General features: G+C 58.1%; 15 protein-coding genes, 1 tRNA gene and 1 pseudogene. 4 read left to right on the top strand and 13 right to left on the bottom strand.

Annotation, left to right across the window (positions count from 1 at the left end):
- Positions 1-67 precede the first annotated feature (67 nt).
- The 6 genes from pqqA to QMK50_RS11525 all read right to left on the bottom strand — a co-directional run bounded on the left by pqqA (position 68) and on the right by QMK50_RS11525 (position 6,788).
- Positions 68-142 (bottom strand): pyrroloquinoline quinone precursor peptide PqqA, encoded by a 75-nt coding sequence (gene pqqA / locus QMK50_RS11550; RefSeq protein WP_003194766.1) that lies wholly within the window; start codon positions 140-142, stop codon positions 68-70.
- A gap of 137 nt (positions 143-279) precedes the next feature.
- Positions 280-2,763 carry a pyrroloquinoline quinone biosynthesis protein PqqF gene (gene pqqF, locus QMK50_RS11545; RefSeq protein ID WP_320334513.1) on the bottom strand — a complete coding sequence of 828 codons (2,484 nt, stop codon included), beginning with the start codon at positions 2,761-2,763 and terminating at the stop codon, positions 280-282.
- 48 nt (positions 2,764-2,811) lie between these two features.
- The gene (locus QMK50_RS11540) at positions 2,812-3,606 is read right to left on the bottom strand and encodes a carbon-nitrogen hydrolase family protein (RefSeq protein ID WP_320333144.1); all 795 of its coding nucleotides are present in this window, start codon (positions 3,604-3,606) and stop codon (positions 2,812-2,814) included.
- Positions 3,607-3,618: 12 nt separating this feature from the next.
- Positions 3,619-5,301, bottom strand: a complete 1,683-nt coding sequence (locus QMK50_RS11535) for a flavin monoamine oxidase family protein (protein WP_095170611.1) — start codon at positions 5,299-5,301, stop codon at positions 3,619-3,621.
- A 140-nt stretch (positions 5,302-5,441) separates the two neighbouring features.
- Positions 5,442-5,903: an Lrp/AsnC family transcriptional regulator gene (locus QMK50_RS11530; protein ID WP_095170609.1), complete on the bottom strand. Its 462-nt coding sequence runs from the start codon at positions 5,901-5,903 to the stop codon at positions 5,442-5,444.
- A 90-nt stretch (positions 5,904-5,993) separates the two neighbouring features.
- Positions 5,994-6,788 carry a lipopolysaccharide biosynthesis protein gene (locus QMK50_RS11525; protein ID WP_320333143.1) on the bottom strand — a complete coding sequence of 265 codons (795 nt, stop codon included), beginning with the start codon at positions 6,786-6,788 and terminating at the stop codon, positions 5,994-5,996.
- A 269-nt stretch (positions 6,789-7,057) separates the two neighbouring features.
- Between QMK50_RS11525 and QMK50_RS11520 the strand changes: the two are divergent.
- The 3 genes and pseudogenes from QMK50_RS11520 to QMK50_RS11510 form a co-directional block, all read left to right on the top strand.
- Positions 7,058-7,162, top strand: a pseudogene (locus tag QMK50_RS11520) (helix-turn-helix domain-containing protein); the annotation flags it as partial.
- Between the two features lie 298 nt (positions 7,163-7,460).
- A complete protein-coding gene (locus QMK50_RS11515) occupies positions 7,461-9,590 on the top strand; it encodes a CHAT domain-containing protein (RefSeq protein ID WP_320333142.1) in 2,130 nt (709 codons plus the stop codon).
- A gap of 343 nt (positions 9,591-9,933) precedes the next feature.
- The gene (locus tag QMK50_RS11510) at positions 9,934-11,703 is read left to right on the top strand and encodes a hypothetical protein (protein WP_320333141.1); all 1,770 of its coding nucleotides are present in this window, start codon (positions 9,934-9,936) and stop codon (positions 11,701-11,703) included.
- A 632-nt stretch (positions 11,704-12,335) separates the two neighbouring features.
- Here the strand turns inward: QMK50_RS11510 and QMK50_RS11505 are convergent.
- The 6 genes from QMK50_RS11505 to rpsU form a co-directional block, all read right to left on the bottom strand.
- Positions 12,336-12,539 carry a hypothetical protein gene (locus QMK50_RS11505; RefSeq protein WP_320333140.1) on the bottom strand — a complete coding sequence of 68 codons (204 nt, stop codon included), beginning with the start codon at positions 12,537-12,539 and terminating at the stop codon, positions 12,336-12,338.
- 162 nt (positions 12,540-12,701) lie between these two features.
- Positions 12,702-12,778, bottom strand: a tRNA-Ile gene (locus QMK50_RS11500).
- 15 nt (positions 12,779-12,793) lie between these two features.
- The gene (locus tag QMK50_RS11495; RefSeq protein ID WP_320333139.1) at positions 12,794-16,537 is read right to left on the bottom strand and encodes an EAL domain-containing protein; all 3,744 of its coding nucleotides are present in this window, start codon (positions 16,535-16,537) and stop codon (positions 12,794-12,796) included.
- A 123-nt stretch (positions 16,538-16,660) separates the two neighbouring features.
- Positions 16,661-18,508 (bottom strand): RNA polymerase sigma factor RpoD, encoded by a 1,848-nt coding sequence (rpoD, locus tag QMK50_RS11490; protein ID WP_095170598.1) that lies wholly within the window; start codon positions 18,506-18,508, stop codon positions 16,661-16,663.
- Positions 18,509-18,575: 67 nt separating this feature from the next.
- Positions 18,576-20,534, bottom strand: a complete 1,959-nt coding sequence (gene dnaG, locus QMK50_RS11485) for a DNA primase (protein ID WP_320333138.1) — start codon at positions 20,532-20,534, stop codon at positions 18,576-18,578.
- Between the two features lie 488 nt (positions 20,535-21,022).
- Complete coding sequence (gene rpsU, locus QMK50_RS11480) at positions 21,023-21,238, bottom strand: 30S ribosomal protein S21 (RefSeq protein ID WP_002551877.1); 216 nt, start codon at positions 21,236-21,238, stop codon at positions 21,023-21,025.
- Between the two features lie 199 nt (positions 21,239-21,437).
- Here rpsU and tsaD point away from each other — a divergent pair, with 199 nt between their 5' ends.
- On the top strand, positions 21,438-22,463 hold the full coding sequence (gene tsaD, locus QMK50_RS11475) for a tRNA (adenosine(37)-N6)-threonylcarbamoyltransferase complex transferase subunit TsaD (RefSeq protein ID WP_095170594.1): 1,026 nt from the start codon (positions 21,438-21,440) through the stop codon (positions 22,461-22,463).
- A gap of 34 nt (positions 22,464-22,497) precedes the next feature.
- Here tsaD and plsY read toward each other — a convergent pair whose 3' ends face one another.
- On the bottom strand, positions 22,498-23,067 hold the full coding sequence (gene plsY / locus QMK50_RS11470; RefSeq protein ID WP_095170592.1) for a glycerol-3-phosphate 1-O-acyltransferase PlsY: 570 nt from the start codon (positions 23,065-23,067) through the stop codon (positions 22,498-22,500).
- Between the last annotated feature and the right edge of the window lie 41 nt (positions 23,068-23,108).

Raw genomic sequence — 23,108 nt, 5'->3', positions numbered from 1 at the left:
ACGCTGAAAATGAAAACGCCCCGGGTTGGCCGAGGCGTTGTACCGCGTGTTCCGCCCGCAGGCAAAATCAACGGCTGGCGAAGTACATGGTGACTTCAAAGCCGATACGCAGGTCGGTGTAGGCAGGTTTGGACCAGGTCATAAAGATGCTCCTTCAGTGGATGGGATGATCGAACCCTATACATATAGTCCATCTCCAACCGGAGATGTTCAGATGCTTAGGTGGCTATCTTACTGAAACGTTTCCGCTTATTGGAGACTTCTCTCGAAGAAAACCCATTACAGCCCCGGTAATGATCCCCCACTCGTTTGCCACGAGCCCTGTGGGCCGGCATCGCTGGACACACATTGCCATCCGCCAGCGGCCTGCTCCAGGCAGTGGGCGGCGTGCAGCAGGGCGGGACGCTGCAGATTCAGTACAGCTTGTTGCAATTGCATCAGGTAATCCGACGGGTGGTTGGCCAGTTTGCCCTGCCAGAGCAGCTCGAAGGCCTGGGGCAAGGGCAGGGTATGGCTGTCGAGTTGTCCGGCCAGCGTCTGCAACTGTTCGGCCAGCGCGGCATCGTCCAGGTTGGCGAGTTGCGTTGGCAGTTGCTGGATAAACGCCTCGATGTGAGCGAGCAGTTGCGCTGCCGGGGTACCTGGCGACTGTACGCCGAACAGCAGGCCGGTTTGCCCGTGGATCTGCCGCACCCCGCTGAACACTGCATAGCCCAATTGCAGTTCGACCCGCAGGCGCTGGTAGTAAGGCGTTTGGCTGAGCTGGGCCAGCAGGCGCCATGCGGCTTCGTCGGCCACGTCCTGCGATGGTGTGGGGCAGAACAACAAGAGCGCGTGCTCGCCACCCTGGCAGGGCACTGTGTGCCAGAGCCGTTGACCGGCGATGGCGACGGGTGGCATCGGCTCACTGTCGGCGATGCCCGGAGCCCGACTCAGGGCCCGGGTAATGGTGGAGTGTGCGCTGGCGGGCAGGCCGGCAGCCAAACCGTCCCAATGCGCGTTGGCCCAGATCGCTGCCAAGTCCGCAGGGCCGGCAGCGTCTGCTGTCGCGCCTGGCGTCTGGCCCAGGCACACCTCAGGCAGGGCCTTGAGCAATTGTCGGATGGCGATCAACGCTGGCGGCGCTTGTGTGGCGTGCCAGTGTTCGGCGGCGGGCTGGGTCAGGCACAACAACGCCTGCTCGAGAATCGCTGGCATCGGCTCATGTCGACCCAGCAACTTCAGCAGCCATTGGTTGCCGGTTGCGCTGAACGACAGTTCGACGCCCGCCTGGCCGGCGTCGTCGATCAGGCCTTGCAGGCTGCGGGCCAGCACCGGCTGCAGGTTGGCTGGCGGCGTTGAGGCCAGGCGCCAGCGCAGGCACACAGCCCCTTCACCGCTGGTGTCTGGCAGCGCCAGGTTGAACTGCAAGGCCGAACGCTCGCGACGACCGCGGGTGCGGTCCTGGGCGAAGGTGCGCAAGCCCCGGTGCGCACTGGTTTGGCCGCGAATCAGGCCGGCGGCTGGCGGCTCTTCGGCGCTGCGCAGGAACGGATTGGGCGGTGGCAGTTGCCAGGTGCTGGCCGGGTTATCCACAGGTGCCGGATTGAGCTGTTGCAGGATCGTCGCGAGGGCACCGACCGCGGACTCAGGCAGCAGCGGTTGCACGGGCTCGATGTCGAGGCGAGCGAGGCTCAAGGCGTTGCTCGACTGGCGCTTGCGTTGCTGCAGCAGGGCATATTCTTCGCCGAGTTTTGGCGCGGTGTACTGCTGGCCGAAGAAGCTCAGCCAGTCGTTGAACAGGCTGCGGATTGAGGCAGGCTGCGCGGTAGCGGTGGCACTGAGCTGGAACTGCAGATGCAGCAGCGCTTGCCCGGCAAAGTGGTACAGCGCTGTTGCCTTGAGGCTGTCGACCCACTGGCGCTGGCGCAACTCGGCGAGCAGGCCGCCGGGCTTGGCGCAATTGAGCCAGGTGCAGAGATAGTCCAGGGCTTCGGCGGATGACTCGGGCAACCCTTCGCAGGCGAACAGCAGGTTGAGTTGCTGTTCGCTGGCCTGTTGATAACTGCTGACCGCCTCGGACATCAAAGGGTGCGGCGGACTTTGCGGTTGCCGGACGCCGACCCGCAACGGGTTGATCAACAGCTGCGCCAGGCGCTGCAATTGATCCACAGGCTGCGGGCCCACCAGGCTCAAGGTCATCTGCCCGGTTTGGTAAAACCGCTGATAGTAGTCCTTGAGCGCTTGTTGGAACTCAGGGTGCTGCACCGCCAGGCTGTCACGATTGCCGGCGTGGAAACCGCGCAAGGGGTGATCCGCCGCGAGGCCGTCGAACAGGGCCTGGTGTTGCTGGGCTGCGGCATCCTGGGACCAGGCGAGGTACTCGGCTTGCAGCACTTCCCGTTCACGCAGTTGCTCGTCCGGATGCAGTCGCGGGTGGGCGAGCATATCGCCCAGGCGCTCGAGTCCTGCCGCAAAAGCCTCGGGCGGCAGTTCGAAGAAAAAGTCTGTGCGGCGTTCGCCAGTTTGCGCATTCAACTGGCCGCCCTGACGTTGCACGTAGGCCATCAGCCCATCGCTGGCAGGAAATCGTTCGGTGCCAAGGAACAGCAAGTGCTCAAGGAAATGCGCCAGACCAGGCCAGGCCAAAGGCGCGTCGTGGCTGCCGGCGGCCACCCGTAACACGGCGGCACAACGTTTCAAACCGGGCGCATGACGCAGCGCAAGCCGCAGGCCGTTGGCCAGGGTTTCGTGGTGGACAAGGGGGTGGATCGGCGCAGGCATGAGCACTTCCGCTACTGGGTAAGTGCTCATGCTAGCGAAAACCTTGGGTCAGCGCTTGTTCAGCGCGTCGTAGAGTGCTGGCCGACGATCGAGGAAATAGCGATTGGCGGCGCGCGAGTCCAGCATCAATTGGCGATCCAGGGTGCCGACGATCAGCGCTTCATCGAGGCCAGCCTGGGCGATACGGCTGCCATCCGGTGCGGCGATGCTGCTTTGCCCGCAGTAGTGGATCTGCTCTTCACTGCCGCAGTAGTTGGCGTAGGCCACGTAGCACTGGTTCTCGTAGGCACGAGCGCGCACGGTGACGTCCGCGATGAAGTCGAAGGGGATCATGTTGGCCGTCGGCACCAGGATCAGCTCGGCTCCGGCCAAGGCCAGGCGCCGGGCGTTCTCCGGGAACTCCAGGTCGTAACAGATCAAAAAACCGAGCTTCCAACCGTTGAGCTCGACCAGGGGAAAGTCGTCCTCGCCGGCGCTGAACATCGAGTGGTCGAGGTCGCCGAACAGGTGGGTCTTGCGGTAGTTGCACAGGCGCTCGCCCTGCGCGTCGATCAACTGCACGGCGTTGTAGATCTGCCCGTCCTCGGCACGCTCGGGGTAGCCATACAGGATGGCGACCCCCGAGGTTCTGGCGATCTGGGCGATCTGTTGCGCGGCCTCACCGTTGCACACCTGGGCCAGGACGTTGACCGCGTCGACGCCGATGTTGTAGCCGGTCAGGAACATCTCCGGAACCACCAGCAGGTCGGCGCCCTTGGCTTCTGTCGCGAGCTGCTGCAGGCGATGCAGATTGGCGGCAACGTCGAGCGGCAGCGGTGGGCATTGGTACAGGGCTACGCGCATTTCGGACTCCTCTTACTCGGGCAGGGCGATTGGCCCGATTTCATTGAACACATCACCCGGGCCCGGGTTCTCGGCATGGGTGCTGCCGCCGAAGTGATTCATGATGCCCCAGACCGCATTGAGCGAGGTCTGCACCGCGCCTTCGACCCAGGCCGGGGTCCAGGATACGTCATCGCCGGCGATAAAAATCCCGCGCTGCTCGGCCGGCATTTCCTGCTGCATGAAGTGCGCGTACATCCGCTGGTTGTAGCGGTAATGGCCGGGCAGGGCGCCTTTGAACGCGCCGAGGAAGTGCGGGTCGGCTTCCCAGGACACAGTAATCGGATCGCCGATGATGCGCGCAGCGATGTCGACTTTCGGGTAGATCTTCTTCAGCGCATCGAGGGCCAGTTTCACCCGTTTTTCGATCGGCTGCGGGAGCATTTTCAGCGCGTCGCTCATCCAGGAGTACGACAGGCAAATCACCCCTGGCTTGTCATCGCCGTTGTCGAAGAGGTAGGTGCCACGGGTCAGGCGATCGGTGAGGGTCATGCTCATCAGGTCGCGGCCGGTTTCCGGGTCTTTGTCTTTCCAGAACGGCCGGTCGACCATGACGAAGGTCTTCGACGACTGCATGTAGCGGGTGCGGTCCAGGGCCATCCACATCTTTTGCGAGAACAGCGATTCTTCGCACTCGATCTGGGTGGTCAGCAACCAGCTTTGGCAGGTGGTCAGCACCGCCGCGTACTCGCGGGTATCACCCCAGTTGTCGGTGACGCTGAAGCGCCCATCGGCAGCGCGGGCGATGCGCTTGACCCCGGTGCGTGGCGCGCCGTTGTGCAGCGAGCTGAGGCTGGTGCCCGCTGGCCAGTGCGCACAACGTTCCGGCACATGACGCCAGATACCCAGCGGTACTTGTTCGACGCCGCCGACCACCAGGTGTTGGTGATCGTCGCAGTTGGTCATCACCACGCGGAAGATTTCCAGCATCGAGTTGGGGAAATCCGAGTCCCAGCCGCCGGTGCCGAAACCGACCTGGCCAAACACTTCGCGGTGGTGGAACGACAGCTTGGCGAAGGCTTTGGAGGTGGCGACGAAATCGTAGAAGGTGCGGTCATCCCACAGCGGCACCAAGGTGTTCCACAGCTCCTTGAGGCGCGGTACGTCGCGGTCGCGGATCGCTTGCTGGATCTCGCCAAAGCGCGAGCCGTCCTCCAGGGCGTCAGCCCAGGCGTCGGCGACTTCCTGGAATAGCGCGGGCAGGTCGGCGAGTTTTTGCGCGTAGTGGGTCTGGCCTTCCAGGTCGATGACCGTGCTGCCGGAGGCCGGCGTCAGCGGGTTGGGGAAGGGCTTGGTCTCAAGCCCCAGCTTGTCGACGTAGTGATAGAAGGCGGTGGACGACACCGGGAAGCGCATGCCGCCCAGTTCGGCAATGATCCCCTCGGCACCTTCGAAGGCTTGGGAGCGCAGGCGCCCACCCATTTTCGAGGCTTCGTAGACGACCGGTTTCAAGCCCAGCTTCATCAGCTCATACGCCGCCACCAGCCCGGCAATGCCGGCACCGACAATCGCCACTTCCGCGCCGTGGTTGTGCGCCGGGATGCTGCCCAGGCCGGCCGGGTGTTCGATCCAGTCATCAAAGGCGAAAGGGAAGTCAGGACCGAAGATGGTGACCGGTTTTTTACCGTCTGCAGGATGGCGATTGTTGTTGTTCATGGCTGACCTTGCTGGCGACTCGCACGAGGTGCTGAGTATAGGAAAAGACTGTCGCCATTCTAGGGAGCGTAGTGCACGTTAATAAGACGCAAAGTGTCGTCGTTTTGCAGGGTGATGATGCGATATGACGAATATTCTGGTCAGACTGGCTGGCCGCGGTCGATCTTGCTGCTGAGGATGATCGAGGTGGTGGTTTTCTCGACGCCATCGACGCTGCCGATCTGGTCGAGCAACTGGTCCAGTTGCTCCGGCGACTCGGTGCGCAGCCAGGCGACGTAATCGAACTCACCGCTGACCGCACAGAGTTGCTGGACCTGGGCCATGCTGCTCAGGCGGCGCAGTACTTCCTTGCCGGAGCGCGGCTGCACGGTGATGCCGACATAGGCCTGCAAGCCCCCGTCGACCACTCGCTGGCCGAGGCGCACGCCGTAGCCGGTGATCACCTTGGCCTTTTCCAGGCGCGTCAGCCGCGACGTGACCGTGGTGCGCGCAATGCCCAGTTGCCGGGCGAGCATGGCCACGCTTTCGCGGGCGTTGAGCTGCAAGGCGGCGATCAATTGGCGGTCGATTTCATCGAGCGCGAGGGGGCGAGTGTCAGGCAAAACGGCTTCTCCAACAGCACAGGTCAGTGGGCGTGCATGTTACAGCACATCCATGGCGGCGCTGGAGGGACAACTGCGCCCTTTAAGGTCTCATTTGAGAAGGGACCTGAGGGCCGGGAGATCGATTCTCGGAATCACACTGTCGGGAATCCGCGAGCTGCTGGACAGGTTATACACGGCGAAGTTTTCCCCCATGACTTTGTTCGACATCAACTTCAACGAGGGAAGAATCCGCGTGTGGAAATGTTTGTCGAGGCCGCAAGGGGAGAGCACTGAGCCTGTGGTTTCATAAAAACGCCCGGTGGACTGATTCAGATCGACCCCCACCAGGAACACTTTGCTGAAGCCCAGGTGGTGGGCCAGTTGCAATGCCAGATAGGCCACCGTGCGGGCATCAAAAAAACCATCACTGAGGTTCTTGCTGAAGCCAATACTCTTGGCTCGTTGCCCGATGGGCGCACGGCTTTGCACCAGGTTCTTGTTGCGCCGGAAAAAATAGTCGAGCCAGGTTTGTTTCGGGGCACGTTTGAGCGTGAACAGTTTCCCCGCCGGGTGCACGTTTGTGCGGCGCGCATACTCTGCCCATAAGGCAACCCGTTGGCTGATTTTCATCGCATGGGCAAAAAACTCAGGCTGCTGGAGCGGAAAGCTCATATCGGTGCAAACGTAGAAGTGCGGCCGGATGGCCGTCTTGCTGAACAACGAGATCGCACCATTCATGGTGATCATCGGGATGTGAGCGAATTCTTCGATCGGGAAGTCCTTGGCCGAACTGCCCGAGGCGATAATAAACACAGCGCCGCTCTCGGTGTGGCGACACTCTTCGAAATCACGCACATGACTCAACCTGGAGTCTACTGCTGGATGTGCCTGAACTACTTCCATGTCCGATGTCCGCTAGGTATGCCATTGACTGTATTGATGTTTTTTTATACGCCCGGAAACGGGATCAGTCGCGGCTGATTCAAGCACGGAATGACGCCCACAACTCTCAGGCTCGCCAGGCAGGCAAGGCTCGAATCTAGCAAATGCTGAGTGATGTGACCAACCCCTAAACGCACGAATGGGCAGGCGGTCGCAAATAGCTGGGAAAGCTGTTGCAGGGAACGAAGGGCGGGGAATATTGAGGGTATGAGCAGCTCCGCCAACGCCGCCTGAATCGCGGGCTGACCCAAGCCCGCCTCGCGGCCCTGGCGGGCATCACTCGACAGAAGGTTATCGCCATCGAAAAGGGTGATCTGTCGGTGGGCATGGTCGCTTAATTGCACAGACTTGTCCAGCCAGTTGCATTCGACCTGAGCAGTCATTTGAATTGTATTTGACCAGAACGCTTCGTGGCCCTGACCGGCAGAGAACGGCCAGAAGCGGCCTCTCGCTAATATCCCGTAGAAATGGCTGATGCTACCGACGCACGTGGGCTGAATATTGCTTATGATGGGCCTCTAAGCCGCGGTAATTGGGGCTTGAGGATAGCCTAAGTGATAGAGCTTGGACACTAAGAGCAAGCATATCACGGCGGTTTGAAATGGATTCTCAGATAATGTCCAGGAGTGATACGTGACTCAAATTTCTTATGTTCTAGTAGTTCCTATCGAAAAGGATGAAAATACTTTTTTTCAAGGATGGCAACGAGGTGTGGCTTCTAACGATTTCATTCCCCTCTTGGCAAGCGCTGCACTTGCACCCATAGATACCGCCGAAATTTTTCTGCCTCAAGATGAGCTTATCTCGTACCGCACTAGGGGGGCGCATAAAAATATAATTACTATTGGCTCACACTTAATAGATGAAATACCAAAGCTAGTCACGGGCGACTTTATTATAATTATCACACCATCCGAATTTATTGACAAGATAGCAGCACTAGATATACTAGAACAAAAGTCAATACTCGTAGCAGCACCTAACGAGGCCCCAGGCGTAATAAATTTAGCCAAAATCTCTCCTCCTGATTTAATTTATGCATTTGACAAGCCAATACATGATGAACTCATAAAAATCTCACGCAGGGCTGGAGATCAGCAAGCAGTACCGACACAGACTCGCAACAAATATACTATCTCCGCAAATTGCCCACGTTATGGGTCCGGTGCCACCTTGGCTAATGAGATTCTTCATATCTCACTAGGACTTAAGTTTACAAGCCATGAAACAATAAAGCCGGATCTACTTGACAGCTTTTACAGTGCAATAAAAGTCGGAGTTGAATCTGTAATTGCCGCCACTCCAGAGAAAGATACCGGAGAGGTCATTGTTTATAGCCCGTCAATTATGGGGCTTTATTACAATACAAACTCCAATTTCTGGAACCAGCTCTTCAGAAAGATCAAAGCTCCTTGGGTAAAGGATTTTGTTAAAAACGGTCTTATCAAGAACCCTGGATACTCTGGTATTTCCATCTCGCCAGGTACGGATAATCTTGAGAGCCCTTACGACATACCATATGTAGGTGAAATACTCAGAGAAAGGCAGTTTGAGTTAGCTGCCACAAACTATTCAATCGGCCTATTGGCCACCAATGAGTGCATTCCTGCTATTCGACTGCCTAATGCAGTGAATTTGCATCAGGCAAAATTAAAGGACTTAGAGTTCACCCATAAGAGAACAGACCCTAGATCGCTTCGCCAGCTTCAACTGAAGTTCAAGGCCCTCTCTAGCGAAATAAAATCTAATATTAGTGATCAGTTGGCTGATTTGATATCGGCTAATTTTGATAGTTGTAAGATTTGTAGTGATGCCCCGATAGAATGGGTATACTTGGGTGACTTACCATTGATGATAAGCCATGAGGTAAGCAAGATCCCCATGACACCGGGCAATATGCTTCTCCAATTCGCTTCGCTTGGGGCGCCTACTGCAATACCGGCACGAGCCATGCAGAATGTTCTAGTAATACGCTCGTTTTCCAACCACGACAAAATTAAGAGATTTCTTGAGGTTGCCATCGGTTGCTTCCCATTAGAAAACGGCACAACCGTCGAATTTGTCGATGTCACTTCCATTTCTGAAGTTATTGCGGTTCTCAACAAATTCGATGGAGCTATAGTCATCTTTGACTGCCATGGTGATCACGGCGGAATTGCGCAGCCCGGTTGGCTTCAAATCGGAAAGGAAAGATTAGATAGCTGGGACCTGCACAACAAGGCCCGTGTTCCGCCTATTGTTATGCTGAGCGCTTGTTCAACTTTCTCTGTAGGAGGGTCTCATGCCTCAGTGGCTAACGGCTTCTTACGCTCAGGAGCTTTAAGCGTGATTGGAACAATGCTTCCCGTCGACGCCGCAAAATCATCAGCATTTATTGCTAGAATTGTGTTCAGATTGGACGCATTCCTGCCGGCAGTACATAAACTAGGCTATAACCTGATATCTTGGCGCACACTCATATCGCTTTTTTTCCGAATGTCCTACGCAACCGACGTACTACGTCACTTTATGGATATGGAGCACCTCATTACACGTGATCAGTATACAAAAATTCACGCCAATACAAATCACCGGATAAATTTGTTTGATTCTTCATGGTATGAGGCCATGCTGGAGGAGGTGTCCGAAGCCTCTGGACTACCCTCCCCAGACCTTCTTTTCAAGATTAAAGATGAGAACCCTTTTTTAGAGACAATGCTCTACTGTCAGTTAGGTCGCCCTGAACTTCTGAATATATTTCTGGCCGGTAAAGAGGACGCTTAGCCCTCAAATCGCCTATTGGGGGGGCATCTGCGCTGACTGCGCGATCTGGATGCTTCGGTTGAGACATCGTGAGTCCGTTTTTGGCCGCTCTCTACCCACACCACGAGCGGGAGTCGGCCAAAAGCGGCCTACCGTTGAACGCAGTTCCTCCCCCGTTTGAGCACCAGCAGATCCATACAGCTGTTAGCCCCTCGTAGCCTAGGCCCGTTGCTACTCCATCCTCAGCCCTGGCATCCTGAGTAGCCTGTGCACCGGTGCCAACCAGTCGCGAGCTAATATGCTAAACAAGACGAAGGGCACTCCTTTATTACCAAACGCTATCATGAGTAACGGAAGTTCAACCATGAATGAAGAGTGGATTCTCCAAGCCAAGGAAACTCGCAGAGTATTTTCTAACGCGACATGGGTTCCTTTGAGAGCGTCTGTAGAAGACAAAAAAGGAGATTTGAAAGAGATAGGTCATGTCAGTGAGTATTTTGGTTGTGGCTCCGTTGCATTCCCGCCAGAACATCGAGTCTTTGTGGAAGAGCGCCTTGGCTGGAGCGACATAGGGATAGGGCACACGGTCGCCCCGTATGCGTACGAAGATGGATATTATGCGTCAATCGATCAATATCAATATAACGACAAAGAGCCAATAGGCTTTAACTTAGTTTACGTGCAACCGCAACCCGTAATAGGTGGCAACGGATGGATTTTGAATCCGGATCTCATCGTTGCGCTGCGTCTCATCAAAGAAGGTGATAACTGGGTTAGACCTGAAGAGAACTTTGTAGTAGTAGCTCGCGAAACCTTCGACGCGAACGGCGAACATCGTCTTATTGAAATAAAAAGGGAGTTTCTAATTGATTATTTGGCAGCTAGAAATTTGTCGCTTCGCCTATCGTATTATCGACAGAGGGTGGAAAATGTCGCAGCTTTGCAGAATAGTGCTTATTCAAATTTGCAAACACGAAGCGAGGAAAGAGATAACGGCAGGTTCGAGCTAATCATTAGGGATCTCAATGACGTGTTCGGGGGAAGCTGGGCGATGTTTCGTGCTTGGAGGACGGACGTCGATGAGGATGAAGACGCTCCAGTAATGGGGCCTGAAAATGATACGAACACAGGCCATGAAAGCTCCGATGGGCAACGTGGAGGCTATGCAGGTGTTCGGGTCGAGGGTGAGTTTTGGCGGGAGGAGTGGGTCGACCACCAATCAAAAAGCCAGCGCGTTCGTGGAGATACTGATCAGAACCTCCCTCAATTCATCGTGGAAACTGATGGAACTCGAATGCCATCACGGGCACTTAGGAACGAGGACATCGGTCGTTGGTTATGGTTTCGGGCGAGCGTTGTCACTGAGCTTCTGAATAATCGCGGCTTTAAGTTGACCTGGTACACTGGCGAAACTGGGGCTATTCAGTCCACATCAGGGTATAAAACTCACTTTGGGATCAATAGCTCTGACCTGATTACTATCTACGCTTATGACGTCGCACGTTTGGCCTCGTGGGAACAACATGTTTGGGCAGCACATAACACTGCTCCAGAAGGGAAAGTCTCAAGCGAGTTGCTAGAATCGCAGGTGAAGGCAAAACCAGCATCTACACATGCGGTTGAAGAACTATTCTTTGGAAGCATGAGGCTTCTAGAAGATGGGTTTCGGGAGAAATACAATATATCCTTATTCACCCATGACATTGATGACACCGAGGCAGGACAACAAATATCTAGATTTGCGAGTAAGGATAGACCAACCCTACTCAGATTGGCCAAAGATATTATTCGAGTATTCTCGGACAGACTCAACGTGCGCGAACTACGCAAGCTTTCTACACACGCGGAGAAAGATAAGCTTGGCTCGAATAAATTGCTACAAAGCATCCTGGCTCAGAGTATTGGAGTCGAGGGCGCCCAGCGGGTGTTTGCTGAAATTGCCGGTGCTTATGACATGCGAGTCGGAGATGCGCACCCTACTGGTTCGAAGGTTACAGATGCGATCAAGCTCGCGGGCGTCAATGAAGATAACTCGCCCTTACGGCAAGGAGAGCAGCTAATTCACAACGTTGGGCGGTCGATTTGGTATACAGGAAAATACTTGTTCGGCGAGCCTGATGGTCTAGACGAGTAGCAGTCATGGACGCTGGGACGATTATTTCTCCCCTTCGGCTCGCCTGACACTCGTCCGCGAAGCCGCTCGCCTGTTTAGCGCAGCGGCTTCGCGCGCAGCGATGGCAATACCAACGCTGAGATGGTCGAAAACTGCCTTTTATGATCGTCCGCTTCTGGCCGTTAGGGGTCGCTTGTGAGCGTCCGCTAATGGCCGTTCTCTGCCGGTCATGCGGACAAAGCCTTCTGGTAAATCCGCCGCAATTGGCGGTCAGAACGACTGCCTAGGTGCCAGGCAGGTTGCAGTAAAGGGCTCAACAGCAATAATCGCCGGACGGTTCAGGGGCTGGAACTGGTGGCGGTCACGCTCTCGGAGGAAAACGCCGCGCTTCAAGCACGCATCAAGCAACTCGAATGTTGTATTGAGTTTGAGGTGTTTGCCGATAACTAGTCATTCACGCGTGCCGAAGGGGTCTTCTTCATTCCGGTGGTGCATGCCGTCACTGCTGTGGAAGCCCCGCACATGGTACGCATGAGCGTCACGACGTCGCCGCTCTGGCGAAGTTCGGTAAGGCCCATCACTTTCTCTGCAAGCAAGTCCGAGAGGCCGACCATGTTCACGCTGAACGAGAGGACGGCAAGTTGGCCAGGTCGTTAACGGGTTTGCCCCTTTACGCGCTTCAGTGTTTCCAGGGTGAACATTTGCTGTCTAGGCGTTAGCGGTGTTTCAGCATCAAGCTGTTCGGTTATCCCTTGTAGGAAGTCCCGTTGCCAGTCATTGAGCTTCATGCGTTCGGCTTCGGTAATCGCATCAATATCCTGTTTCAGTCGTAGCTCGAATGGCTTCAGGCTTCTCAATTGCTGTACCTCAATCAAGGGGGGGGCGAACAGATCGACAGTGCGCTGGTGCGCACCCCGGTAAAGATACGCGTTTTTCGCCAAGTGCTTACAAAGTGCTTACAAAGTCATCGGAAACAAAAAAGGTCAACCGCAATGGTTGACCTAACTTGTTGATTTATATGGTGGGCCCACACGGACTTGAACCGTGGACCAAAGGATTATGAGTCCTCTGCTCTAACCAACTGAGCTATAGGCCCTCAGTAGGCCGCGGATTATAGCGATGGTTTCTCGGCTGTGCTATCCGAAAAGTCCGAAACTGCGATACGAAGGAAGGTGGCGGCGAATTCGTCGGCGGGCAGGGGTAGGCTGACGATGTAGCCCTGGATCTGTTCACAGCCTTCGCCGGCGAGGAATTGCTGTTGGGCCTGGGTTTCCACGCCTTCGGCGATGATGGTGAATTGCATGCTGCGGCCAAGGGCGATGATTGCGCGGACGATGGCCACGTCGTGGGGGTCGTCGGGCAGGCCGCGGACGAAGGACTGGTCGATTTTCAGGTAGTCCAGCGGCAGGCGTTTGAGGTAGCTGAGGGAGGAGTAGCCGGTGCCGAAGTCGTCGATGGCCAGTTGCACTCCCAGGCGTTTGAGTTGGTGCAGGACTTCCAGGGCTTCTTCGGCCTGGCTCATGATGAAGTTTTCGGTGATCTCCAGTTGCAGCAGGCCGGGTTTGAGGCGGTTGTCCCTGAGCAGTTGTTCGATGCGCCCCAAGAGGTTGGGCTGGCGCAGTTGGGCGCCGGCGAGATTGACCGAGAGTGAGCCGAACCCCTCGTAGCGCTTGCTCCATTCGTGCATCTGCAGGCAGGCCTGTTCCAGTACCCAGTCGCCGATCTGCAGGATCATGCCGTTTTCTTCGGCCAGGGAAATGAAGTGCTCGGGCGGTACTTCGCCGAAGGTCGGGTGGTGCCAGCGGATCAGCGCTTCGGCGCCGACCAGGCGTGGATGGTTGAGGCTGATTTTCGGTTGGTAGTACAGGGACAATTCGTTGCGTTCGATGGCGCGACGCAGTTCATGTTCCAGGGCTATGCGCTCGCTGGCCTGGGCAGTGAGGTCGCGGGTATAGCTTTCGACCCGGTTGCGGCCTTTGGCCTTGGAGCGATACATGGCCGCATCGGCGTTCTTGACCAGGGTGGCGACGTCGCTACCGTCCTTGGGATAGAGGCTGGTGCCGATGCTGGCGCTGATGAAGAACTCATGTTCACCGGCCTGGAACGGCGCGCCAAAGCAGTTCAGCAGTTTGTTGGCGATGTTGTCGGCATCGCTGGCTTGCTGCAGGCCCGGCAGCAGGATGATGAACTCGTCGCCGCCCAGGCGCGCCACGGTGTCGATATCCCGCAGTTGCTCCTTGAGCCGCACGGCGATGCCCTTGAGCAGGAGGTCGCCGACTGGATGCCCGAGGCTGTCGTTGATGTGTTTGAAGCGGTCGAGGTCGAGAAACAGCACGGCCCCCAGGCCACCCTGTTCACGTTGGCCGTTGAGGGCTGTCAGCAGGCGGTTTTCGAACAGCGTGCGGTTCGGCAGGCCGGTCAGCGGGTCGTGGTGGGCCTGATAGTCGAGCTTGGCCTGGGCGTGCTTGAGGCTCGAAATATCGGCAAATACCGCGACGAAGTGGGTGATGAAGCGGTCCTTGTTGCGCACCGCGCTGATGGTCAGCCAGCTGGGGTACAGCTCGCCATTTTTGCGCCGGTTGGAGATCTCGCCCTGCCAATGGCCCTCGGCGGTCAACTGATGCCACATGGCCGCGTAGAAGGCGCTGTCGTGCAGGCCTGAGGCCAGGAGCCTTGGGGTGTGGCCCAGGGCTTCGGTTTCGCTGTAGCCGGTAATCTCGCTGAAGGCACGGTTGACGGCGCTGATGTGCTGCTGGGTGTCGGTGATCAACACGCCCTCGGCGGTGCTCTCGAACACGGTGGCAGCCTGTTGCAGTTTTTCCTGCATCAGGTGCCGCTCGGTAATGTCCCGGGCGATGGTCAGCATGCATTCTTCTTCGCCGATCGGTAGCGGTCGGCTGGACATTTCGCAGAGGCGGATCTGCCCGTCGTTGCGCCGGATGTGGCAGGTGAAGTCGCGCACGAAGCCGTCGCGTTTGAGCAGGTCGAGCATTTTGCGACGCTCATTGAGGTTGACCCAGATCCCCAGGTCGAGGGTCGAGCGATCCAGGGACATGGCGCTATTGAAACCGGTGATGCGGCTGAACCCTTCGTTGACCTCGATCAGCAGACCGTCGCTGACCCGTGAGAGCAGCAGGCCATCAGGTGAGGCATGGAAGGCCTTGGCGAACTTCTCTTCGGAGGTCTGCAGTTGCTGTTGGGTTTCCTTGAGCTGGCTGATGTCCCGGACCACCACCACCAGCGCTGGCGTGGTGTCGAGCTCGAAGGGCTCGGCGGAGATCAGGCCGGTGAATACTTGGCCATTGCTGCGGCGAAAGGGCATCTCCAGGTTGCGAATGCTGCCGGCCTGCAAGCGCTGCAACAGTCCCGGGCCGACGCCGGCAATGCCCCAGATGTTCAGATCGGTGGCGGTTTGTCCCACCACTTGTTCGGCGCTCAGGCCGATCTGCTCCTCGAAGGCCTCGTTGACTTCCAGCAGGCAACCGTCGGACAGGCGCGCAATCACCAGGATGTCCGGGCACTGCTGGAACACCGAGGCAAACTTCTGCTCGGAGAGGCGCAGGGCTTCTTCGGTGCGCTTGGCTTCGCTGATGTCGATCATCAGGCCACGCATGATCGGCTCGTGGCCGTGTTCGATCAGACTGACGATGTCGCGTACCCACAGGCAACGCCCGTCGGCCGTGATCACTCGGTAGTCGAGGCTGTGATCGCGCCCGGCCAGCACTTCGTGATCGCAGAAGCTCTGGGCCCGTGTCAGGTCGGCCGGGTGAATGATGTTGCGCCAGAAGCCGGGAATCAACCAGTGGGACAGGGGGTAACCGAGTAGATCTTCGGCGTGGGGCGACACGTAGCTGTAGGTGAAGTCACTGATACGTGCTTCCCAGGCGATGGCGGACAGGCTCTCCACCAGACCGCGGTAATGGTATTCGCTGCTGCGCAGTTCCTGTTCCAGGGCGACCCGCCGGGAAATTTCCGAGCTCAGGCGGCGATTGATGCGGATCACCACGGCGAGAATCGCGATCAGCAAGCCCACACCAGGCAGGCCATAGATCAACAGGTCGGACCAGAAGCCCCGGTGATCGAGGACGTTGCCTACCCAGTGCTCCTGGATGGCGCTGATTTCCCCGGGGCTCATGTCGGCCAGCACTTTGTCGAGGATGCTTACCAGCAGTTTGTTATCCCGTGGCACGGCCATCGCCAGTTGGTAGCGATAGGGGGTTTCGCCGCTGACGTAGAGCCCATCGAGCTTGAGTTGGCGCAGGCTCCAGACACTGGACGCGAGGTCGCCGACAACGGCGTCGACCTGGTCGGTGGCCAGTGCCTGCAGCGCCGAGCTGACATTGGGCATGGGCACCAGGTTGAGATCGGGGTGCTGGGTGCGCAGCAGTTCGTGCGGGGCGTAGTTTTCCACCACGGCGATTTTCAGGCCGTAGAGGTCCTCAAGGTTGCGGGGCTGGGCACCGCCCACATGGGCCAGGATAACGATGGGGAAATCCAGGTAGGGCCGGGTGAAGGCCAGGTAGTTCTGGCGCTCGGGGGTGGACATGATGCCGGGCAGCAGGTCGAGCTTGCCCTTTTTGACCTGGTCCAGCACCTCGGTCCAACTGACCGGCTCCACGGGCGTAACCTTGACGGCCAGACGATCGCGCACGACGTTGATGTAGTCCGCCGCCAGGCCCTGGTAGCGGCCTTGCTCGTCACGAAACTCGAATGGCGGCCACGACGCGTCGACGCCCAGGCGTAACTCTGGATGAGCCGCCAGCCAGCCACGTTCTTCGTCATTAAGAGTCAGCGCGCCAGCCGTTGCGGTCCAGGTCATCAGCGACAGTAGCAGCACGGCCGGGAGTCTGGGCATAACGGTCTCGTTATGGCTTGGGGGGGAATGTTTCGAGTGTAGACGGGCTGGGCGGCGGGAGCGATGTCGCGAGGATTTAATCTGCATAAAGCAAAACCCCCGGCAGGGCCGGGGGTTTTGTGATCACTCGTCGAGGAAGGAGCGCAGATGCTCGCTTCTCGTCGGGTGGCGCAGCTTGCGCAGCGCCTTGGCTTCGATCTGACGAATCCGTTCACGGGTAACGTCGAACTGCTTACCAACTTCCTCGAGGGTGTGGTCGGTATTCATGTCGATGCCGAAACGCATGCGCAGGACCTTGGCTTCACGGGCAGTGAGGCCGGAGAGTACTTCGCGAGTCGCTTCTTTAAGGCTCTCAACGGTAGCGACATCGATTGGCGACTGCATGGTCGAGTCTTCGATGAAGTCACCCAGGTGGGAGTCTTCGTCATCACCGATCGGGGTTTCCATGGAGATCGGCTCTTTAGCGATCTTCAATACCTTGCGGATCTTGTCCTCAGGCATTTCCATGCGTTCGCCCAGCTCTTCCGGGGTCGGTTCGCGACCCATTTCCTGCAGCATCTGCCGGGAAATACGGTTGAGCTTGTTGATCGTCTCGATCATGTGCACCGGAATACGGATGGTGCGGGCCTGGTCGGCGATCGAGCGAGTGATCGCCTGACGGATCCACCAGGTGGCATAAGTCGAGAATTTGTAGCCACGACGGTATTCGAACTTGTCCACCGCTTTCATCAAGCCGATGTTGCCTTCCTGGATCAAGTCAAGGAATTGCAGGCCACGGTTGGTGTACTTCTTGGCGATGGAGATCACCAGACGCAAGTTCGCTTCGACCATCTCTTTCTTCGCGCGGCGGGCCTTGGCCTCACCGATCGACATGCGACGGTTGATGTCCTTGATCTCGGCGATCGTCAAACCGGTTTCGGTTTGCAGTGCGGTCAGCTTCTGCTGGCAACGAATGATGTCCGGTTGCAGGCGACCGATGGCTTCAGCGTATTTGCTTTTGCCTTTGGCCAGTGCTTCGGTCCAGCTTTCGTCTACTTCGTTGCCCGGGAACTGGCGCAGGAAGTCGGCACGCGGCATACGTGCATCACGTACACAGAGTTGCATGATCGCGCGCTCTTGCTGACGCAGACGATCCAGGGCACTGCGCACACGCTCGACCAGGCCTTCGAATTGCTTGGGCACCAGCTTGATCGGCATGAACAGTTCGGCCAACGCGACCATTTCGGCAATTGCTTGCTTGTGGTCACGACCGTGCTTTTTCAGGGCCTTGCGGGTAATTTCCATCTGGTCGGCGACAGCGCCAAAACGCTGGGCTGCGATGACCGGATCCGGACCGCTTTCGGCTTCTTCTTCGTCGTCACTGGCTTCAGCGTCGTCTTCTTCGGCATCGTCGGCAGCAGGCGCTGCTTTCGGGTCGACAGGCGGCGGCACTTCTGCAGCAGGCGGCGCAATGCCGTCGTCCGGGTCGATATAACCGCTCAGGACGTCAGACAGGCGACCACCTTCGGTGGTGACGCGAGTGTATTCGGAGAGAATGTGATCAACCGTGCCAGGGAAGTGCGCAATCGCGCCCATCACTTCACGGATGCCCTCTTCAATACGCTTGGCGATTTCAATTTCGCCTTCACGAGTGAGGAGCTCTACGGTACCCATTTCACGCATGTACATGCGCACTGGGTCGGTAGTGCGACCAATGTCGGTCTCAACCGCTGCCAACGCTGCTGCTGCCTCTTCGGCCGCGGCTTCGTCGGTATCGGCGTCGGCCAGCATAAGGGAATCCTTATCTGGCGCAACCTCGAATACGTTGATCCCCATGTCGTTGATCATGCGGATGATGTCTTCCACCTGTTCCGGATCTGAAATATCCTCCGGCAGGTGGTCGTTGACCTCCGCGTAAGTCAGGTAGCCCTGCTCACGACCGAGTGTGATCAACTCTTTGATACGAGACTGCTGTTGCGCTTTTCCGGACATAACACCCTATCCACTGAAGGTCTTGGCGGGCAAAAAACAAGCCGAGGATTATACCTGAGCTATGACCTCACGCGCCAGTTGAGGTCGGGCTTGATGCGGAAACATTGCGACTTAGAAGGTCGCGCAGTTGGTTTTTCTCATCGCTACTCAGCTCACTTTGACGTGCTTTCCTGAGCAGTTGTTCCAGGTTTCGCTCGCGTTGGCGGGCTGACAAGCTAGTTATGGTGTCGAAAAACTGTTGTTCAAGGTTGTCGCCATCAATCAACCATTCCTTTTCGGCCAATGCCTTGAGCAGGCGACCTTGTTCGGTCCCGTGCCAGCGCGCAATCAACTGAAATGAGTTTAGCTTGGGATTCTTCTGTACCGCTTCGAGCAGTGCCACCAGCAATTGCGTGTTGGAGTGGTCCTCGGCCGCGAAGTGCCCGGCGTCCTCGACTTTTTCCGCCAGTTGCGGGTGGTGCAGTAGCGTGCGTAAAGCGGCCAGTGTTGGTGGTTCGACGGCGGCCGGGACGCGCGGGGCACGTGGCTGATCGCGATCGCCGCCTCGCTTGCCTTTTTTGTCCCAGGGTTTGTCTTCCCATTTCTTGCCGCCGCCAGACTTTTTCGGCGTCCATTCCTGCTGGGGCGCGTAGGCTTCCTGCGGTTGATGGTAGTCGGAATAATCCGGCATGGCGTCGTAATCGATGCCTGGATCGTAGGCTGGCGGCGCTTCTTGTGGTGCGCTTTGCACCAGTTGGCTGACCGCTTCGCTGTTGAGGCCGGTGATTTCGCTCAGGCGCTGGCGCATCAGGGTGCGCAGATTTGCCCCGGGCACCTTGTCGATCAGCGGCGCGGCGAGGGTGGCCATGTGGGCCTTGCCCTCAAGCGAGCGCGGATCGGACTCTTCGATCAACTGCTGGAAGAAATAGTCGGCCAGGGGTTGTGCGTGCTGGTTGATGCGGGCACGAAAGGCGTCGGTGCCTTCGGAGCGGACCAGGGTGTCCGGGTCTTCGCCTTCCGGCAGGAACAGGAAGCGTGCGCGTCGTCCGTCCTGCAGGCTCGACAGCGTCGACTCCAGGGCACGCCAGGCGGCATTACGCCCGGCCTGGTCGCCATCGAAGCAGAACAATACGTTGGGCACCACCCGAAACAGGCGCTTGAGGTGTTCTTCGCTGGTGGCGGTGCCGAGGGTGGCGACGGCATTGCGCAGGCCTTGCTGGGCCAGGGCGATGACGTCCATGTAGCCCTCGACGACGATGATCTCGTCGAGGTTGCGGTTGTTCTTGCGCGCTTCATACAGGCCGTAGAGCTCCTGGCCTTTATGAAAGACCGGGGTTTCCGGTGAGTTAAGGTATTTCGGCTTGTCGTCGCCCAGGACTCGGCCGCCAAAGGCGATGATGCGTCCACGGCTGTCGCGGATCGGGAACATCACGCGATCGCGAAAGCGGTCGTAGCGCTTGCCGCTTTCGGCATTCTCGATCAGCAGGCCGGCATCGATCATGGCTTTCTGTTGCAGGGTGTCGCTGCTCAAGTGCTTGAACAGGTTGTCCCAGCCAGGAGGCGCAAAACCCAGGCCGAAATCCCGGGCGATCTCACCGGTCAGGCCGCGGCCCTTCAGGTAGTCGACCGCGGCTTTGCGCGCCGGATGGCTTTTCAGAGCCTGGCGGTAAAAGTCGGCGGCGGCGTTCAGGAGCGGGTACAGCGGCGAGTCGGTGGGTTGCCGGGGTTTGTGCGGGCGGCCACTTTCTTCGCGGGGAATTTCCATGCCGGCGGCTTTGGCCAAGTCCTCGACGGCCTGGGGGAAGTCCAGGTTGTCGTGGTCCATGAGGAAGCCGAGGGCATTGCCTCCCGCGCCGCAGCCAAAGCAGTAATAGAACTGTTTGTCCGGGCTGACGCTGAAGGAGGGGGTCTTTTCTTTGTGGAACGGGCAGCAGGCAGTGTAGTTCTTGCCGGCTTTTTTCATTTGCAGCCGCGAGCTGACCACATCGACGATGTCGGTGCGGTTCAGAAGGTCGTCAATAAAGCTCTGGGGAATCAGCCCGGCCATGGCGTTCTCGTCATCACTGCATGTGAGTATCTGGCCCACGCGAGAGGCGAGTGGATACCGGTCATGATTTTGAGGCGCGGCAGGTGTGCGGCTCGACCAGGTATCGTCTGCGTATTCGCGGTAGGGGAGTGTATCCGCCGAAAATCCACTGAGGTTAGTCCCAATCAGGGTTCGACTGTTCGAAAGTATTGCGCTGAGTCCCGCAGTGCCCGGTGACAGGCCTCGGATAGCTCAAAAGCAGGCACGCAAGAAGGCGCCTTGGGCTGATCGTCGTTGAGAGGAATCAGTAGGGTGTGCTCGTCAGTAGCCTTGGAAGGCTCGTCAGAAGAGACGTGCACTGCTGGCAAAAGAGCCAGGTCTGACGTGTAAAGCAGTTTGTCGCGGTCGCGTCTGCGGCTTTGACAGTGAAGCATCAAGCGATATCCGCAAATGCCATAAGCCCGGCTGAGGGCCGGGCTTGGCAGAAGCTTGCTACGATCGTCTGTGTATTAGTACAGACGAACGGCGCGGCGCTGTTCGCGCTGAACTTTCTTGGCGTGACGCTTAACAGCGGCTGCTGCTTTGCGCTTACGCTCAGAAGTTGGCTTCTCGTAAAATTCGCGGCTACGAACTTCAGCCAGTACACCGGCTTTTTCGCAGGAGCGCTTGAAACGACGCAGAGCTACGTCGAAGGGTTCGTTCTCTTTTACTTTGACGGCTGGCATCCAGAGCTACCTTCATTCATTACCGGGGTCAACATCCTCGCGGCAAAAGAGCACTTGAAGACGTCGGTTTTTAAGGGTTGCGGATGTTAACCCCTCATCGCTCGGAATGCAAAGCCTCTGATCGAAAACCGCTGGTCGGGGCATCCCATGGGGACTATTATGCGCGCCTTCGAATTTAGCCTAAACAAGGCGCAAACCCATGCTAGTACTGGGATTAGAAACCTCCTGCGACGAAACCGGCGTCGCACTTTACGACAGTGAAAAAGGTCTGCTGGCCGACGCACTGTTCAGTCAGATCGACCTGCACCGTGCCTATGGTGGCGTGGTGCCAGAGCTGGCTTCACGGGATCACGTCAAACGCATGCTGCCCTTGATCCGTCAGGTCTTGGCTGAGGCGGACTGCGTGCCGACCGAGATCGACGCGATCGCCTACACCGCGGGTCCCGGCCTGGTGGGCGCCTTGCTGGTGGGGGCTTCCTGCGCCCAGGCGCTGGCGTTTGCCTGGGGTATTCCGGCCCTCGGCGTGCACCACATGGAAGGGCATTTGCTGGCGCCGATGCTCGAGCCGCAACCGCCCGAATTTCCGTTCGTCGCTTTGTTGGTCTCCGGTGGGCATACGCAGCTGGTGCGGGTCGATGCAATCGGTCAATACGAGCTGTTGGGCGAGACCCTCGACGATGCCGCGGGTGAAGCATTCGACAAGACGGCGAAGATGATGGGACTCAATTACCCCGGCGGTCCGGAAATCGCTCGTCTGGCAGAGCACGGTGTCCCGGGACGATTCACCTTCCCGCGGCCGATGTGCGACCGACCGGGCCTGGCGTTCAGCTTCAGTGGCCTGAAAACCTTTGCGCTGAACACCTGGCAGCAGTGCGTCAGCGCTGGAGACGACAGCGAGCAGACTCGTAGCGACATCGCACTGGCCTTCCAGCAGGCGGTGGTGGAGACTTTGACCGTCAAGTGCAAGCGCGCCTTGAAACAGGCGGGTCTCAAGCGTCTGGTGATCGCTGGCGGCGTGAGCGCGAACAAGGCTTTGCGGGTTTCCCTGGAGAAAATGCTCGGTGACATGAAGGGCGACGTTTACTACGCCCGCCCGGAGTTCTGCACCGATAACGGCGCGATGATCGCTTTTGCCGGCTGCCAGCGTCTGCAGGCTGGGCAGCATGAAAGCCTGGCGATCAGCGTGCAGGCACGTTGGCCAATGGAGCAGTTGTCGGCGCTGTAAACCGGGTCTGGTGAAGGTGGCTCGGGGGGCGGGGTTAAAAATGCCGTTCGCGCCCGGCAAACAGGTCGCGTAGATTGCCGCGATGGCGCCAGACGATCAGGATCGTCAGGACGCTCATGGGCAGTAGCGCTGCCGGCTCCTGCCAGGCCAGCAATGGCAAGGTCAGGGGTGTGGCGATCAACGCCGCCAGCGAGCTGGTGCGGGTCAGGTAGAAGGTCAGCAGCCAGCCGCCAATGGCCAGGAGTGCAGCCGGCGGGTAGAGCCCCAGCAGCATGCCGGCGGCGGTCGCCACGCCTTTGCCGCCGCGAAAGCGAAAGTACAGCGGGAACAGGTGGCCGATGACGGCGCAGATACCGACCCAGGCCTGTTGTTGGATCGATAGCCCGGCGATGGCCGCCAGCAGAACCGGCAGCAGGCCTTTGCACAGGTCGCCCAGCAACGTCAGGACCGCGAGTTTTTTTCCCGCCAGGCGTAACATGTTGGTGGCGCCGGCATTACCCGAGCCACTCATTCGCGGATCGGGGTTACCGGTCAGGCGGCTGAGCAAAATGGCGAAGGACAGCGAGCCAAGCAGGTAGGCGAAAATCGCCAGTGACCAAAACATGCTAACTATTCCGGGCGAGGACGCCCTGATTCTAACGGCGC

Origin of the sequence: Pseudomonas sp. P5_152, assembly GCF_033989915.1 — a bacterium.
Classification (GTDB): Bacteria; Pseudomonadota; Gammaproteobacteria; order Pseudomonadales; family Pseudomonadaceae; genus Aquipseudomonas.
Note: the sequence above shows the minus strand (reverse complement) of the source record. Positions and strands in the feature narration are given on the sequence as shown.